The 14,544-nt window shown below is 59.6% G+C and carries 15 protein-coding genes; 6 read left to right on the forward strand and 9 right to left on the reverse strand.

Annotated features, from left to right (window positions below):
• Nucleotides 1-41: 41 nt before the first annotated feature.
• From trmL to cpxR, 3 genes are read right to left on the reverse strand one after another with little or no spacing between them, the layout of a single operon-like run.
• Nucleotides 42-515 (reverse strand): tRNA (uridine(34)/cytosine(34)/5-carboxymethylaminomethyluridine(34)-2'-O)-methyltransferase TrmL, encoded by a 474-nt coding sequence (gene trmL / locus ACJ8J4_RS24045; RefSeq protein WP_025304673.1) that lies wholly within the window; start codon nucleotides 513-515, stop codon nucleotides 42-44.
• A gap of 43 nt (nucleotides 516-558) precedes the next feature.
• The gene (gene cpxA, locus ACJ8J4_RS24050) at nucleotides 559-1,953 is read right to left on the reverse strand and encodes an envelope stress sensor histidine kinase CpxA (RefSeq protein ID WP_015379421.1); all 1,395 of its coding nucleotides are present in this window, start codon (nucleotides 1,951-1,953) and stop codon (nucleotides 559-561) included.
• The gene (gene cpxR, locus ACJ8J4_RS24055; protein WP_025304671.1) at nucleotides 1,950-2,648 is read right to left on the reverse strand and encodes an envelope stress response regulator transcription factor CpxR; all 699 of its coding nucleotides are present in this window, start codon (nucleotides 2,646-2,648) and stop codon (nucleotides 1,950-1,952) included. The genes cpxA and cpxR overlap by 4 nt, the downstream gene beginning before the upstream one ends.
• A 148-nt stretch (nucleotides 2,649-2,796) precedes the next feature.
• Here cpxR and cpxP point away from each other — a divergent pair, with 148 nt between their 5' ends.
• The 4 genes from cpxP (at nucleotide 2,797) to ACJ8J4_RS24075 (ending at nucleotide 6,678) form a co-directional block, all read left to right on the forward strand.
• Nucleotides 2,797-3,276: a cell-envelope stress modulator CpxP gene (gene cpxP / locus ACJ8J4_RS24060; protein ID WP_004931122.1), complete on the forward strand. Its 480-nt coding sequence runs from the start codon at nucleotides 2,797-2,799 to the stop codon at nucleotides 3,274-3,276.
• A 132-nt stretch (nucleotides 3,277-3,408) separates the two neighbouring features.
• Nucleotides 3,409-4,311 (forward strand): CDF family cation-efflux transporter FieF, encoded by a 903-nt coding sequence (gene fieF / locus ACJ8J4_RS24065; RefSeq protein ID WP_197828614.1) that lies wholly within the window; start codon nucleotides 3,409-3,411, stop codon nucleotides 4,309-4,311.
• A gap of 231 nt (nucleotides 4,312-4,542) precedes the next feature.
• A complete protein-coding gene (gene pfkA, locus ACJ8J4_RS24070; RefSeq protein ID WP_004931116.1) occupies nucleotides 4,543-5,505 on the forward strand; it encodes a 6-phosphofructokinase in 963 nt (320 codons plus the stop codon).
• Between the two features lie 183 nt (nucleotides 5,506-5,688).
• Entirely contained in the window at nucleotides 5,689-6,678 is a 990-nt protein-coding gene (locus ACJ8J4_RS24075; protein WP_043140999.1) for a sulfate ABC transporter substrate-binding protein, read from the forward strand.
• A 65-nt stretch (nucleotides 6,679-6,743) separates the two neighbouring features.
• On the opposite strand, the gene tpiA is transcribed toward ACJ8J4_RS24075, so the two are convergent.
• A complete protein-coding gene (tpiA, locus tag ACJ8J4_RS24080) occupies nucleotides 6,744-7,511 on the reverse strand; it encodes a triose-phosphate isomerase (protein WP_049205329.1) in 768 nt (255 codons plus the stop codon).
• Between the two features lie 127 nt (nucleotides 7,512-7,638).
• A complete protein-coding gene (locus ACJ8J4_RS24085; RefSeq protein WP_043140996.1) occupies nucleotides 7,639-8,223 on the reverse strand; it encodes a DUF1454 family protein in 585 nt (194 codons plus the stop codon).
• Nucleotides 8,224-8,422: 199 nt separating this feature from the next.
• On the opposite strand from ACJ8J4_RS24085, the gene ACJ8J4_RS24090 reads away from it, so the two are divergent.
• On the forward strand, nucleotides 8,423-8,842 hold the full coding sequence (locus ACJ8J4_RS24090) for a DUF805 domain-containing protein (RefSeq protein ID WP_016929710.1): 420 nt from the start codon (nucleotides 8,423-8,425) through the stop codon (nucleotides 8,840-8,842).
• Nucleotides 8,843-8,853: 11 nt separating this feature from the next.
• Here the strand turns inward: ACJ8J4_RS24090 and fpr are convergent, their stop codons facing one another.
• Entirely contained in the window at nucleotides 8,854-9,600 is a 747-nt protein-coding gene (gene fpr, locus ACJ8J4_RS24095) for a ferredoxin--NADP(+) reductase (RefSeq protein ID WP_049294995.1), read from the reverse strand.
• Between the two features lie 3 nt (nucleotides 9,601-9,603).
• The gene (locus ACJ8J4_RS24100) at nucleotides 9,604-10,215 is read right to left on the reverse strand and encodes a helix-turn-helix transcriptional regulator (RefSeq protein ID WP_043140982.1); all 612 of its coding nucleotides are present in this window, start codon (nucleotides 10,213-10,215) and stop codon (nucleotides 9,604-9,606) included.
• 297 nt (nucleotides 10,216-10,512) lie between these two features.
• Here ACJ8J4_RS24100 and emrD point away from each other — a divergent pair, with 297 nt between their 5' ends.
• A complete protein-coding gene (gene emrD, locus ACJ8J4_RS24105; RefSeq protein ID WP_025304666.1) occupies nucleotides 10,513-11,697 on the forward strand; it encodes a multidrug efflux MFS transporter EmrD in 1,185 nt (394 codons plus the stop codon).
• 194 nt (nucleotides 11,698-11,891) lie between these two features.
• Here emrD and glpX read toward each other — a convergent pair whose 3' ends face one another.
• On the reverse strand, nucleotides 11,892-12,902 hold the full coding sequence (glpX, locus tag ACJ8J4_RS24110) for a class II fructose-bisphosphatase (RefSeq protein WP_049294994.1): 1,011 nt from the start codon (nucleotides 12,900-12,902) through the stop codon (nucleotides 11,892-11,894).
• Nucleotides 12,903-13,033: 131 nt separating this feature from the next.
• The gene (gene glpK, locus ACJ8J4_RS24115) at nucleotides 13,034-14,542 is read right to left on the reverse strand and encodes a glycerol kinase GlpK (protein WP_025304664.1); all 1,509 of its coding nucleotides are present in this window, start codon (nucleotides 14,540-14,542) and stop codon (nucleotides 13,034-13,036) included.
• Nucleotides 14,543-14,544: the final 2 nt, after the last annotated feature.

A 14,544-nucleotide genomic window follows, 5' to 3' on the forward strand; every position in this document is an offset into this window, starting at 1 on the left:
CTGGAGAGGTTAACCCTTCCAGTATGGCGCGTTGTCGCGGATTACGCTTTGATCAGCGCGCCGGCATAGTCCAACTGCCGCCAGGCTTCATACACCACCACCGATACGGCATTCGACAGGTTCATGCTGCGGCTTTGCGCCTGCATTGGGATGCGGATTTTTTGCTGCGCGGGCAGCGCATCGAGGATGTCGGCAGGCAATCCACGCGTTTCCGGACCGAACAGCAGGTAGTCGCCGGCCTGGTAGCTGACGGCGCTGTGCGCCGGCGTGCCCTTGGTGGTGAGGGCAAACAGCCGCTGCGGGTTTTCGGCGGCGAGAAAAGCGGCGTAGTCGGCATGACGGTGGACGCGGGTGAACTCATGGTAATCCAGCCCGGCGCGGCGCAGGCGTTTGTCGTCCCACGGAAAACCCAGCGGTTCGATCAGATGCAGATTAAAGCCGGTATTGGCGCACAGGCGGATGATATTGCCGGTATTGGGTGGAATTTCGGGTTCAAATAAAACGATGTTCAGCATGTTGCAGGCCCCTCGTGAACGAGGGGCGCAGGATAGCAAACTCTTACTGTTCTGTCTTAGACGATAGGCGTTGATGATGCAGCGGCAGCCACAGCACCAGCCGCAGGCCGCCAAGCGGGCTGTCTTCGGCCTTCACCCAGCCGCGATGCTGGTTGACCGCCGCCTCGACGATCGCCAGGCCGAGGCCGGTGCCGCCGGACTCACGGTCGCGCGCTTCATCGGTGCGGTAGAACGGACGGAAGATCTGCTCGCGGTCTTCGGCGCTGACGCCGGGGCCGTCGTCGTCAACCTGGATGGTCACGCCCTGATTGTCGGCGCTGAACGCCACGGCAATGCGGGTGTGTGAATACCGCAGGGCGTTGCGCACGATGTTTTCCAACGCGCTGTCCAGCGCGCTCGCGTTGCCGAACAGCGTCCACGGACCTGGCGGCGCAGCGATCTCCAACTGCTTGCCCATCTGTTCCGCTTCGAAACGGGCGTTGTCCAGCACGTCGGCCCACAGTTCGTTGGCCTTCAACTGCTCGCGCGCCAGCTCGCCCTTTTGCTGCCCGCGCGACAGCGCCAGCAGATCGTTGATCATCGAATCCAGCCGCTGCGCTTCGGTTTCGATGCGCGCCAGTTCGTGCCCTTCGCCGTGGCGGCGGCGCATCAGCGCGGTGGCCAGCTGCAGGCGCGTCAGCGGCGTGCGTAGCTCGTGCGAGATGTCCGAGATCAGCCGTTGCTGGGCGTTCATCATGCGTTCCAGCGCGCTGACCATCTGGTTGAAGCTGGCGCCGGTGGCCAGGAACTCCTGCGGGCCGGCCTCCAGTTCCGGATGCTGCTTCAGGTTGCCGCGCGCCACGTCATCGGCGGCGTTCTTCAGCTTGCGTGCTGGTTTCGCCAGGCTCCAGGCCAGCCACAGCAGCAGCGGGGCGCTGATCAGCATGGTGACGATCAGCAGCAGCAGCGGCCGGTCGAACATCAGGTTGATGAAATCGGATTGCGGGCTGTTGGCGGGACGGATCAGGTACAGCTGGTAGTTGTCTTCGCCGTCGCGCACCGCGAACGGCCCGACCAGCTCGACGCGGCCGTACTTTTTCTTCTTGGGATGATCCGAATTATCGGATTGGCCGATGAAGTTGCGGACGATCTGCATTTCGTTGCGCTGCGCGCCGATCACCCGGCCTTCGCTGGTGACCAGCAACAGGCGTTGGCCCGGCGGCGCCCATTTGTCGATGGCGCGGAACAGGCGGCGCCACCACATCAGATCGTTGGCCGGATCGTTTTGCAACTCGGCCTCGACGTGCTGTTCCAGCATCAACCCCTGCCGCTGCTCGCTGTCGAGCAGCGAGGTCATTTGGCGGGAGTCGAGCTTGGGCACCATCAGCACCAGCATTAGCACCAGGGCTAACGTAAACCAGAAAATGGCGAAGATGCGTGCCGTCAAACTGTTGATCATGTTGCAGATACCATCAAATAACCACGCCCGCGCAGGGTTTTGAACCACGGATGCCCGTCTTTGCGATCCGGCAGCTTACGCCGCAGGTTGGAGATGTGCATGTCGATAGCGCGATCGAACGGAGTCAGGCGTTTGCCCAGCACTTCCTGGCTCAGCAGTTCGCGCGATACCACCTGCCCGAGGTGCTGCGCCAGCAGGTAAAGCAGGGTGAACTCGGTGCCGGTCAGATCCAGCACCTGGCCGTCGAAGCTGGCCTCCTGGCGGCCGGGATTCAGCTGCAGGCCATCGACATCCAGCGTCGGGGCGCCGCTGTCGACCTGCTGCTGCTGTTCGCTCCAGTTGGAACGGCGCAGAATGGCGCGAATACGCGCGACTAGCTCGCGATCGTTGAAGGGTTTCGGCAGGTAATCATCGGCGCCCAGCTCCAGGCCCAGCACGCGGTCCAGTTCGCTGCCGCGCGCGGTCAGCATGATGACCGGTGTCTGGTGATGTTGGCGCAGTTCTTTCAGCGTATCGATGCCGTTTTTCTTCGGCATCATGATGTCGAGCAGCAGCAGATCGATGGAGCTGTCCAGCAGCGACAACGCCTGCTCGCCATCGTGCGCGACGACGATATTAAAACCTTCCATTTCAAGCAGTTCTTTTAACAGCGAGGTCAACTCGCGGTCGTCGTCAACTAACAGAATCTTGTTCATTATGATTTACCTCCAGACGCAAAATACGTCATCAACTGTTGCCATTCCATGACTTTACGTAGTTTTACATGCACTGACGCAGGTTTTCAGGTGTAGCGGTACACTGCTCCTCGTTGATTCGCAAAGTGAGAAAGCTTGAGGAGTTGAAATGCGTAAGGTGACCGCATTAGTTATGGCATCACTGCTGGCAATTGGTTCGACCGCTGCCTTCGCTGCCGACACTATACCGGACACAGCCCAACCTCCCGGCAACGACGCGATGACCCGAATACCCGGCCAGCACCATATGTTCGACGGTGTCAGCCTCAGCGAACAGCAGCGCCAGCAAATGCGCGATTTGATGCGCCAGGCCCGGCACGATCTGCCTGGTGTCAATGTAGCTGAAATGGAAGCCATGCATAAACTGGTGACCGCAGAGAAATTTGACGAAGCCGCCGTGTACGCCCAGGCGGAGAAGATGGCCCAACAGCAGGTCAAGCGCCAGGTCGAAATGGCCCGGGTGCGCAACCAAATGTATAACCTGCTGACGCCAGAGCAAAAAAGTGTTTTAGACCAGAAACATCAGCAGCGTATGCAGCAGATGGAGCAACAAATTTCTGGTTTGCAGCAAGCTTCTGCCCAGAAGTGAAGTACGACTGAGTAGTCCCCTGTTTTTCCTTGCCATAGACACCATCCCTGTCTTCCCCGCCATGATGGCGGGGTTTTTTTTATCCGACATTTCGCTATATTGAGCGCCACACCTTTTGACCGGGATCCCTTAATGGAACAGCGTTATGCTCGCCTGGTAAAGTCCGCTGCGTTGGCCGCAACTGCGTTGGCGTCGTCGCTGCTGTTGATCAAAATCGTCGCCTGGTACCACACCGGTTCGGTCAGCCTGTTGGCGGCGCTGGTGGATTCGTTGGTCGATATCGCCGCCTCGCTGACCAACCTTCTGGTGGTGCGCTATTCGCTGCAGCCGGCCGATGCCGAGCACACCTTCGGCCACGGCAAAGCGGAGTCGCTGGCGGCGCTGGCGCAAAGCATGTTTATTTCCGGCTCCGCCCTGTTTCTGTTCCTCACCGGCTTCCAGCACCTGTATGCGCCGCAAACGCTGCGCGATCCCGGCGTTGGGGTCGTCGTGACGGTAATCGCGTTAATCAGCACCCTGATTCTGGTCACCTATCAACGTTGGGTGGTCAGAAAAACCCGTAGCCAGGCGGTGCGTGCAGATATGCTGCATTATCAGTCAGATGTCATGATGAATGGTGCTATTCTTATCGCTCTTGGGCTAAGCTGGTACGGTTTCCACCGGGCAGATGCGCTGTTCGCGCTGGGCATCGGCGTATACATCCTCTATAGCGCGCTGCGCATGGGCTACGAAGCGGTGCAGTCGCTGTTGGATCGGGCGTTGCCGGATGACGAGCGCCAGGCGATTATCGCCGTGGTTTCCTCCTGGCCCGGGGTGAAAGGCGCGCACGATCTGCGCACGCGTCAGTCGGGGCCGACGCGTTTCATCCAGCTGCATCTGGAGATGGAAGACACGCTGCCGCTGCGTGAGGCGCATCGGTTGGCCGATCAGGTGGAACAGGCGTTGCGACACCGTTTTGCGGGGGCGGACGTCATCATTCACCTGGATCCGTGCTCCGTGGTGCCGCCGGGTAGGCAGGGGCATTGGGAGCTATAATCAGATAGAGGCATAGCCCGAAGTATTATCATGAATATCTGAGTTAGCTCAGCGTGCCATGCGGTGTTTTTACCGTTATATTGCGTGACTTGAATCAATTCAGCTGGGTGTTTTTGATATAATATCCAGCAATAAGCCGTAAAGCTGGTTTTCTGCAGCCGGAGAGGTTTCAAGACGATCGGCGGAGACAGAATTCTTAAGAAATTGCATCTACACAGTTCAGAGGTAGTCATGATCAAGAAAATCGGTGTACTGACGAGCGGCGGTGATTCGCCGGGTATGAACGCTGCAATCCGCGGCGTTGTGCGTTCTGCGCTTTCAGAAGGTCTGGAAGTTTTTGGTATTTACGATGGCTACCTTGGCTTGTACGAAGATCGCATGGAGCAGCTGGACCGCTATAGCGTGTCCGACATGATCAACCGCGGCGGCACCTTCCTCGGCTCGGCCCGCTTCCCGGAGTTCAGGGATGAAAACGTGCGCGCCAAGGCGATTGAAAACCTGAAGAATCGCGGCATCGACGCGCTGGTGGTGATCGGCGGCGATGGTTCCTACATGGGCGCCAAACGCCTGACGGAAGAAGGCTTCCCGTGCATCGGCCTGCCAGGCACCATCGATAACGATGTTGCCGGTACCGACTACACCATCGGTTACTTCACCGCGCTGGAAACCGTGGTGGAAGCGATCGACCGCCTGCGCGATACCTCCTCGTCACACCAGCGTATCTCCATCGTGGAAGTGATGGGCCGTTACTGCGGCGATCTGACGCTGGCGGCGGCGATTGCCGGCGGTTGCGAATTCATCGTGCTGCCTGAAATCGAATTCAATCGTGAAGATCTGGTGTGCGAAATCAAGGCCGGTATCGCTAAGGGTAAAAAACACGCCATCGTAGCGATCACCGAGCACATCTGCGACATCGATGAGCTGGCGCGCCACATTGAGCAGGAAACCAAGCGTGAAACCCGCGCCACCGTGCTGGGCCACATTCAACGCGGTGGTTCACCGGTCGCCTACGACCGTATCCTGGCCTCGCGCATGGGCGCCTACGCCATCGAACTGCTGCTGCAGGGCTACGGCGGCCGCTGCGTCGGTATCCAGAACGAAAAAATGGTGCATCACGACATCATCGACGCGATCGAAAACATGAAGCGTCCGTTCAAGGGCGACTGGCTGGAAACGGCGAAAAAGCTGTACTGATTCGCCGCTCTCCGCGCGCTGAAAGCCTCCGCTTGCGGGGGCTTTTTTATGCTTGTCGGCGACATATTCCAGAATCATCTATCCCAAAATTTTTTATTCTTTAATTGCCGGGAAAGTTTCTGGCAGGCTCTGATGCTAAATCAACCGATTGAGGTTGCGTTAATTTTCTGGGAGAGCCTGTCGATGCGTAAATGGGGTGTAGGTCTGACATTGGTGCTGTTGGCGTCCGGCGCCATGGCGAAGGATATTCAGTTGCTGAACGTGTCATACGATCCGACGCGTGAGTTCTATCAGGCTTACAACACGGCATTCAGCAAGCACTATCAGGCGGAAACCGGCGACAAGGTGACGGTGCGACAGTCGCACGGCGGTTCCGGCAAACAGGCGACCTCGGTGATCAACGGCATCGAGGCCGACGTGGTGACGCTGGCGCTGGCCTATGACGTTGACGCCATCGCCGAACGCGGGCGCATTGAGAAAGACTGGATAAAACGCTTGCCGGACAACTCGGCGCCTTACACGTCGACCATCGTCTTCCTGGTGCGCAAAGGCAACCCGAAGCAAATTCATGACTGGCCTGACTTGATTAAGCCGGGCGTGTCGGTGATCACCCCGAATCCGAAAACCTCCGGTGGCGCCCGCTGGAATTACCTGGCCGCCTGGGGCTACGCGTTGCACCACAACAACAACGATAAGGCCAAGGCGCAGGACTTCGTCAAAAACCTGTACAAGAACGTCGAAGTGCTGGATTCCGGCGCGCGTGGCTCGACCAACACCTTCGTTGAGCGCGGCATCGGCGACGTGCTGATCGCTTGGGAAAACGAAGCGTTGCTGGCGGAGAAAGAGCTGGGCAAAGACAAGTTCGAGATTATTACGCCGAGCGAATCGATCCTGGCCGAACCGACGGTGTCGGTGGTGGATAAGGTCGTCGATAAACGTGGTACCCGCGACGTGGCGACCGCCTACCTGAAGTATCTGTATTCACCGGAAGGGCAGACTATTGCGGCGCAGAACTATTATCGCCCGCGCGATGCGGCGGTGGCGGCCAAGTTCGCCGGGCAGTTCCCGCAGCTGAAGTTGTTCACCGTGGATGACACTTTCGGCGGCTGGACCGAAGCGCAGAAGGTGCACTTCGCTACCGGCGGCGTGTTCGACGAAATAAGCAAACGCTGATGCCGTTTGAGCGGCAATAAAAAACCCCGGCAAGCCGGGGTTTTTTTATGGCAAGCCTAGGGCAATCAGGCTTTTTTTGCTGCGGCAGCGGCTTTGACGATCACGGCGAAAGCGTCGGCTTTCAGCGAGGCGCCGCCCACCAGCGCGCCGTCGATGTCCGGCTGAGAGAACAGCTCTGCGGCGTTCTTGTCGTTCACCGAACCGCCGTACTGGATGATGATTTCAGCGGCAACCGTGGCATCGTGTTTGGCGATGTGATCGCGGATAAATTTGTGCACGGCCTGTGCCTGTGCAGGGGTCGCGGATTTGCCGGTACCGATGGCCCAGACCGGCTCATAGGCGATCACGGTGCCTTTCATCGCCGGTGCGCCCAGGGTTTTCAGCACGGCGTCGATCTGGCGCGCGCACACTTCTTCAGTTTTGCCCGCCGCGTTTTCCGCTTCGGTTTCACCGATGCACAGTACCGGGATCAGGCCGGCTTCTTTCAGCACGGCGAATTTCTCGGCGATCACTTCGTCGCTTTCTTTGTGGTAGGTACGACGCTCGGAGTGGCCGATGATGATGTACTGGGCACCGACGTCTTTCAGCATGTTGGCGGAAACTTCACCGGTGAAGGCGCCGGACAGGTTAACGTCCACGTTCTGCGCGCCCAGCGCGATGCGGCTGCCGGCCAGCGCGTGCTTGGCCTGATCCAGATACATCACCGGCGGGGCGATGGCGACGCCACAGCCGTCAACGCTGCTCAGCTCATTGCGCAGACCGGCGATCAGTTCGTTGACCATGTGAGTGCTGCCGTTAAGCTTCCAGTTACCCATAACTAATGGATGACGCATGTTTTTTCCTCCAACTAGGGAACGCGAGAGTCGAAATGACAACTGCCGGACCGGCAGTTTACCTGCCCAACAGTATAGAGATCATTAAGCGCGAAGGCTTTGCTTTTCGTCATTAAATGCCGCGCCGTTACGGCTCGGAAAGCGCTAGCTTAATCGGTTCAACCGCGAAGGTTACGCCTTTATCGCCGTTGTCCGAGACGACATAACGAATGGCGCCGACCTGCTGTTGGTAAAAGCGCGATCCTTTGCCTTTTTCCAGCAGGCTGTTCACCTTGTTCTGGCTCTGCTCCACCGTCAACGCCGGTTCGAACTGGCGCATCAGCGCCGCCATGTAGTTGATGGCGATGGCGCGCGCGGCTTTTTCTTCATTGGCCTGCTGCAGCGGCAGATGAGTGATCTGCAACGTTTTGATTTTACCGGTGCCTTTCTCCAGCGCGGTGGAGGCATACAGGTTTTCGTTGAGTTTGCTGGCGGCGCGCGTCAGCAGCGGCGAATCGTCTTCGGTGGCCGGAATGGCGCGGAATTCGCCAATCGGCAGCTTCGGGTTGTCGCGATTGTATTTTTCGCGGAATTTGACCACCGTCAGATCGAACGTCGGCGCCCCGGCCAGCAGGTAAGGTGCGGCGGGTGCTGCATCGGCGGGCGGCGGATCGGCCCAGGCGCTGGCGGCGGCCTGCAACAGGCAGGCGATGACGAGGGTTTTTCTCAGCATGGCGTATGGCATCAAGGACAAAGATGGCTCCGATTAAAGCGATAACTCGCGGGCCTTGTCAAAGATCCCACGCCATTATCGGTTCGCTGACGAGAAAGCTGTGCGGCGCACCGCGTTATGCGAGGCGGAAAACTCGGCCCGGCAGCGCCTATGTTACACTGCGGCGCAGAATATGGGCAGGCTTAGAGCGCAGGAATCGATGACGTTACAACAGTGGTGTTTTTCTTTTAAGGGTCGCATTGGGCGGCGCGACTTCTGGATCTGGATGGGGCTGTGGTTGGTGCTGATGGCGGCGGCGTTTACGCTGGCCAATTATCAGCTGATCGCCATCCAATCCATCGCCTTCTTTATCGTGGCGCTGCTGTGGCCGACGGCGGCGGTGCTGGTCAAACGCCTGCACGATCGCAACAAGGCCGGCTGGTGGGCGCTGCTGCTGATCCTGGCGTGGATGCTGGCGGCAGGGAACTGGCAGATGCTGGCGCCGATCTGGCAATGGGGCGTCGGGCGTTTCATCCCGACGCTGATTATCGTGATGATGATGATCGATCTGGGCGCCTTCGTCGGCACGCCGGGAGACAATCGGTTCGGCCCGGAAGCCGAACCGGTGAAGTTTCGCTGATCCCCTTTGGGTTACCAGTAGTGTTCGCTGGTGATGTGGCCCGGTTTACGGCGCAGGTGTTTGCGCATCTGGCGATGGTCTTTCAGCGTTTGCTGGGTGTCCCGCACCATCTGCGGGTTGCCGCACAGCATCACGTGGCTGGTTTCGGTGTCGATGGTCAAGCCGATCGCCGCTTCCAGCCGGCCGTCCTCGATCAGCGCCGGCACGCGGCCGGTCAGTGAACCGGGCGTTTCTTCGCGGCTGACGACGGTCTGGATACGCAGCTTGCCGTTGTAGCGTTGCTGCAGTTGTTGCATCAGCGGCAGGTAGCTCAGATCGCGCGCGAAACGCGCGGCGTGCACCAGCACCAGGTTGTTAAAGCGTTCCAGGCCGACGCCCTGCTGCAGAATCGATAAATAGGGGCCGATGGCGGTGCCGGTCGCCAGCATCCACAGCGTGTCGCAATCGGGCACTTCGTCCAGCACGAAGAAGCCGGCCGCTTCTTTGGTCACCATTACATCCGACCCCGGCCGTAGCTGATTGAGGCGCGGGCTTAGTTTGCCTTCCGGCACCGTCACCAGATAGAACTCCAGGTTGGCGTCGTCGGGGGCATTGACGTAGGAGTAGGCGCGTTGCACCCGTTCGCCGTCGATCTCCAGCGCCAGTTTGGCGAATTGCCCGGCGGTGAAAGGATCGATGGGGGCATTGACCACCAGGCTGAACAGCCCGTCGGTCCATTGTTTTACCTGCGTAACTTTGCCGTTTACCCATTCAGCCATACTCTAAAGCTCCCGTGGTCGAATCAAATAAGCACAATGTCGTGAGCCGGAAATGGCGTGCGCGGTGCGCTCTACCCGGTAGTTGTTGCCGAACAGGCGATGAAACAGCTGCAGTTCGGAATTGCACAGGCTGCTGCAGTTGGAACCGGCCACGCCGATCGGACAGTGGTTTTCCACCAGTAGCGCACCGTGCGGATGGTCGAGCAATTCTGCCATGTAACCGTCGTGTTGCCGCAGACGCACTAGGCGGGTTAACCGGTCCTGATGGCTGCGTTCGGCGGACAGCTCTTCGGTGTAACGCAGATAAAGCTGCTCTTCGCGCGCGCTGAGCAACGGTTCCACGCCGGCGCCGCCAAACAGCTGCAGCGCGGATGCCCGCAGCCGCTCCTGATCGGCGGCCACATAGGCGTGCCCCCGTTCGGTCAGCGACCAGTAGCGCGTCGGGCGGCCGACCTTGCTGCGCGCTTCTTCGTAACAAACCAACTCACGTTTTTCCAGGGATTGCAGATGTTGTCGGATGCCCATCGGCGTGATGTCCAGACGCTCCGCCAGCATTTTGGCCGAGTGCGGGCCGAGAGCCTTTAACTGCAATAAAATCAGCTCAGGTGTTTTCATGAACCAAATCCCTATGGTGTTATTTTATTTCAAGTTGATGAAAATAATTATCGATTAAATGCTAAAGCCCGGCTACTGCAAGGGCGCTATTTTTAACTCCAAAGCGTTAGACGTACAGTTTAATTTACGAGCCTGGTCGGGTTTGCTGCCAGTGTGACCTGGATCAATATCTGCCTGAAACTCGCTAAAAAAATCAGATTTGATTAGTTTATGCCGCCATAGAGGGCTGCTCGCCGTTCTGGCTGCTGCAACGGCCATACCGGGACGCTGTGACGAGTTGAAACGTTAACGAAGATAATGAGAAAACTAGAGAATTTTCACCTGCTGGTGATGCTTATCCTGTTGGTTGCCGTCGGCCAGATGGCGCAAACCATTTATGTTCCCGTGATTGCTGATATCGCCCACGATCTGTCGGTTCGTACCGGCGCCGTGCAACGGGTGATGGCGGCGTATCTGCTAACCTACGGTTTCTCCCAGCTGATTTACGGGCCAATATCGGATCGTATTGGGCGTCGTCCGGTGATCCTGACGGGTATGATGATCTTCCTGGTTGGCGCGCTGGGCGCGTTGCTGTCCACCAACCTGACGATGCTGGTCGCCGCCAGCGCCATCCAGGGGATGGGCACCGGCGTGGCGGGCGTGATGGCGCGCACCATGCCGCGCGATCTGTATGCCGGCACCGCGCTGCGCTATGCCAACAGCCTGCTGAACATGGGGATTTTGGTCAGCCCGCTGCTGGCGCCGGTGATCGGCGGCGCGCTGGCGATGGTGTTCGGCTGGCGCGCCTGTTACGCCTTCCTGCTGGCGCTGTGCGCCTGCGTCGCCTTCGCGATGTTCCGATGGTTGCCGGAAACCCGCCCGGTGCAAACTGAAAAACGCCGCATGCTGGCCAGTTTCCGCCAGCTGCTGAGCGACAGCACCTTCAGTTGCTATCTGGTGATGCTGATCGGCGCGCTGGCGGGGATTGCGGTATTTGAAGCCAGCTGCGGCGTGTTGATGGGTGGCGTGTTGGGGCTGAGCGGCCTGACCGTCAGCATCCTGTTCATTCTGCCGATCCCGGCGGCGTTTTTCGGTGCCTGGTACGCCGGGCGCGACGGCAAAACCTTCCACACCCTGATGTGGCATTCGGTGCTGAGCTGTCTATTGGCGGGAGCGATGATGTGGATCCCGGGCTGGTTCGGCGTGATGAATATCTGGACGCTGATCGTGCCGGCTGCATTGTTCTTCTTCGGCGCCGGCATGCTGTTCCCGCTGGCGACCACCGGGGCGATGGAGCCGTTCCCTTACCTGGCCGGCGCGGCGGGCGCGTTGGTGGGCGGTATGCAGAACATGGGGTCCGGTCTGGCGACCTGGCTTTCCGCCATGCTGCCGCAAACCGGGCAGTTCAGCCTCGGATTGCTGATGTTCGCGATGGCGCTGTTGATCCTGCTGTGCTGGTGGCCGCTGTCCAACCGGATGCAGCATCAGGGACACACCGCATAACGACAGGGCGCCATTCGGCGCCCTCATACCGTTGACAAAAGGGAGAAAAAGCGTGGTTTTTCTCCCCTTTGTGGTTATTAGCCGAAAATCAATAAATTGATTTTCCTTGTTTTCTATTCGCTGCTCTCTGCCAACCCGGCAAGGGCATGAGGTTTGCCATCAATCATCAGGGCGCCATTCGGCGCCCTGTTTCGTTACAGCAGAAACTCGTGCAGCGCCGGGTCTTTGCGATCCAGATAGTGGGTTGAACGGATGCGGCGGATGGTGCGCGACTTGCCGCGGATCAGCAGGGTTTCGGTTGTGGCCATGTTGCCCTGGCGGCTGATGCCCTCCAGCAGATCGCCCTTGGTGATGCCGGTGGCGGAGAAGATCACGTTGTCGTTGCGCGCCATCTGATCCAGACGCAGCGCCTGACCGGCTTCGATACCCATTTCCCGGCAGCGCGCCAGCTCCTGTTCGCCGATGCGGCGGTTTTCGGCGCTGTCGCCTTTCACCTTATAGCGCGGCAGCAAACGCGCCTGCATGTCGCCGTCCAGCGCGCGGATCACTGCGGCTGAGATCACCCCTTCCGGCGCGCCGCCGATGCCGTACATCACATCGACCTCGCTTTCCGGCATGCAGGTGAGAATGGAGGCCGCCACGTCGCCGTCAGGAATGGCGAATACCCGCACGCCCAACTGCTGCATCTGCGCGATGACGCCGTCGTGGCGCGGTTTGGCCAACACGATGACCGTCAGCTGTGACAGCGGTTTGCTCAGCCGCGCGGCGACGTTCCGCAGGTTCTCCGCCAGTGGCAGATTGAGATCGATGGCGCCGCGCGCCGCCGGGCCGACCACCAGCTTCTCCATGTACATGTCCGGCGCGTGCAGGAAGGTGCCGCGATCGCCCACCGCCAAGACCGCCAGCGCGTTGGATTGGCCCATGGCGGTCATGCGGGTGCCTTCGATCGGATCGACAGCGATGTCGACCGCGTCGCCCTGGCCGCTGCCGACCTGTTCGCCGATATACAGCATCGGCGCTTCGTCGATCTCGCCTTCGCCGATCACGATGCGCCCATCGATGTCCACTTTGTTGAGCATGATGCGCATGGCGTGGACCGCCGCGCCGTCGGCGGCGTTCTTGTCGCCGCGTCCCAGCCATTTGTAGCCCGCCAGCGCAGCGGCTTCGGTAACGCGGGAAAATTCGATGGCTAATTCACGTTTCATGGCAAACCTGTCTGTGAGAAAGGGAAGAAAATATCGGCAAAGTCTATCACAGCGCGGCGCCGGCGGGGCGGGGCAAAAAAAAGCGCTGCCCGCAGGCAGCGCAATTTGGGGGGGTAACGGCAAGGCTGGGTTTAGTCGTGATCTTCCCACGCCTGCGCGCGTGCCACCGCTTTTTTCCAGCCGCTGTAGCGGTAGTTGCGTTCGGTGGTTTCGATGCTTGGGCGGAATTCACGCTCAATCACCGCTTTGCTCTTCACCTCATCCAGATCGTTCCAGTAGCCGATGGCCAGGCCCGCCAGGAACGCGGCGCCCAACGCCGTCGATTCACGCACTTCAGGGCGCTCTACGCGGGTGCCGAGGATATCGGACTGGAACTGCATCAGGAAGTTGTTGGCGACCGCGCCGCCGTCCACGCGCAGCGATTGCAGGCGGGTGTTGGCGTCGGCCTGCATGGCGTCCAGCACGTCGCGAGTCTGGAAGGCGATGGATTCCAGCGTGGCGCGGATGATGTGGTTGCTGTTGGCGCCGCGGGTCAGGCCAAAGATGGCGCCGCGGGCATACGGATCCCAGTAGGGCGCGCCCAGGCCGGTGAAGGCCGGCACCACGTAGACGCCGTTGCTGTCTTTCACTTTGGTGGCGAAATATTCGGAGTCGGCGGCGTCGCTGATCAGTTTCAGCTCGTCGCGCAGCCACTGGATAGACGCACCGCCGATGAACACCGCGCCTTCCAGCGCATAGTTCACTTCGCCGCGTGGGCCGCAGGCGATGGTGGTCAGCAGGCCGTTTTTCGAACGCACCGCTTCTTTGCCGGTGTTCATCAGCAGGAAGCAGCCGGTGCCGTAGGTGTTCTTCGCCATGCCCGGTTGAACGCACAGCTGGCCGTACAATGCCGCTTGCTGGTCACCGGCGATACCGGCGATAGGAATACGCGTGCCGCCCTTACCGCCGATGTTGGTCTGGCCGTACACCTCGGAGGAAGGACGGACTTTCGGCAGCATGGCGCGCGGGATATCCAGCACTTCCAGCATGCGCTCGTCCCAGTCCAGCTCGTGGATGTTGAACATCATGGTACGTGAGGCGTTGGTGTAATCGGTGACGTGTACGCGCCCCTGGGTCATCTTCCACACCAGCCAGGTATCGACGGTGCCGAACAGCAGTTCGCCGCGTTTGGCGCGCTCGCGGGCGCCTTCGACGTTGTCCAGGATCCACTTCACCTTGGTGCCGGAGAAGTACGGGTCAACCACCAGGCCGGTGTTGTGACGGATGTACTCTTCCAGGCCGTCGCGTTTGAGCTTCTCACAGATGTCGGCGGTGCGGCGGCACTGCCAGACGATGGCGTTGTAGACCGGCTTGCCGGTCTCTTTTTCCCAGACGATGGTGGTTTCGCGCTGGTTGGTGATGCCGATGCCGGCGATCTGATCGGAATTGATGTCGGCTTTCGCCAGCACTTCTACCAACGTCGAGCTTTGCGACGCCCAGATTTCCATCGGGTCGTGCTCAACCCAGCCGGCCTTTGGATAGATCTGCGGGAATTCGCGCTGTGATACCGCAACGATGTTGGCGTCGTGATCGAGCACGACGGCGCGTGAGCTGGTGGTCCCTTGGTCGAGTGCGACAATGTATTTTTTTTCTACAGTCATGG

Source organism: Serratia sp. CY47280, from assembly GCF_052168655.1.
Classification (GTDB): Bacteria; Pseudomonadota; Gammaproteobacteria; order Enterobacterales; family Enterobacteriaceae; genus Serratia; species Serratia bockelmannii.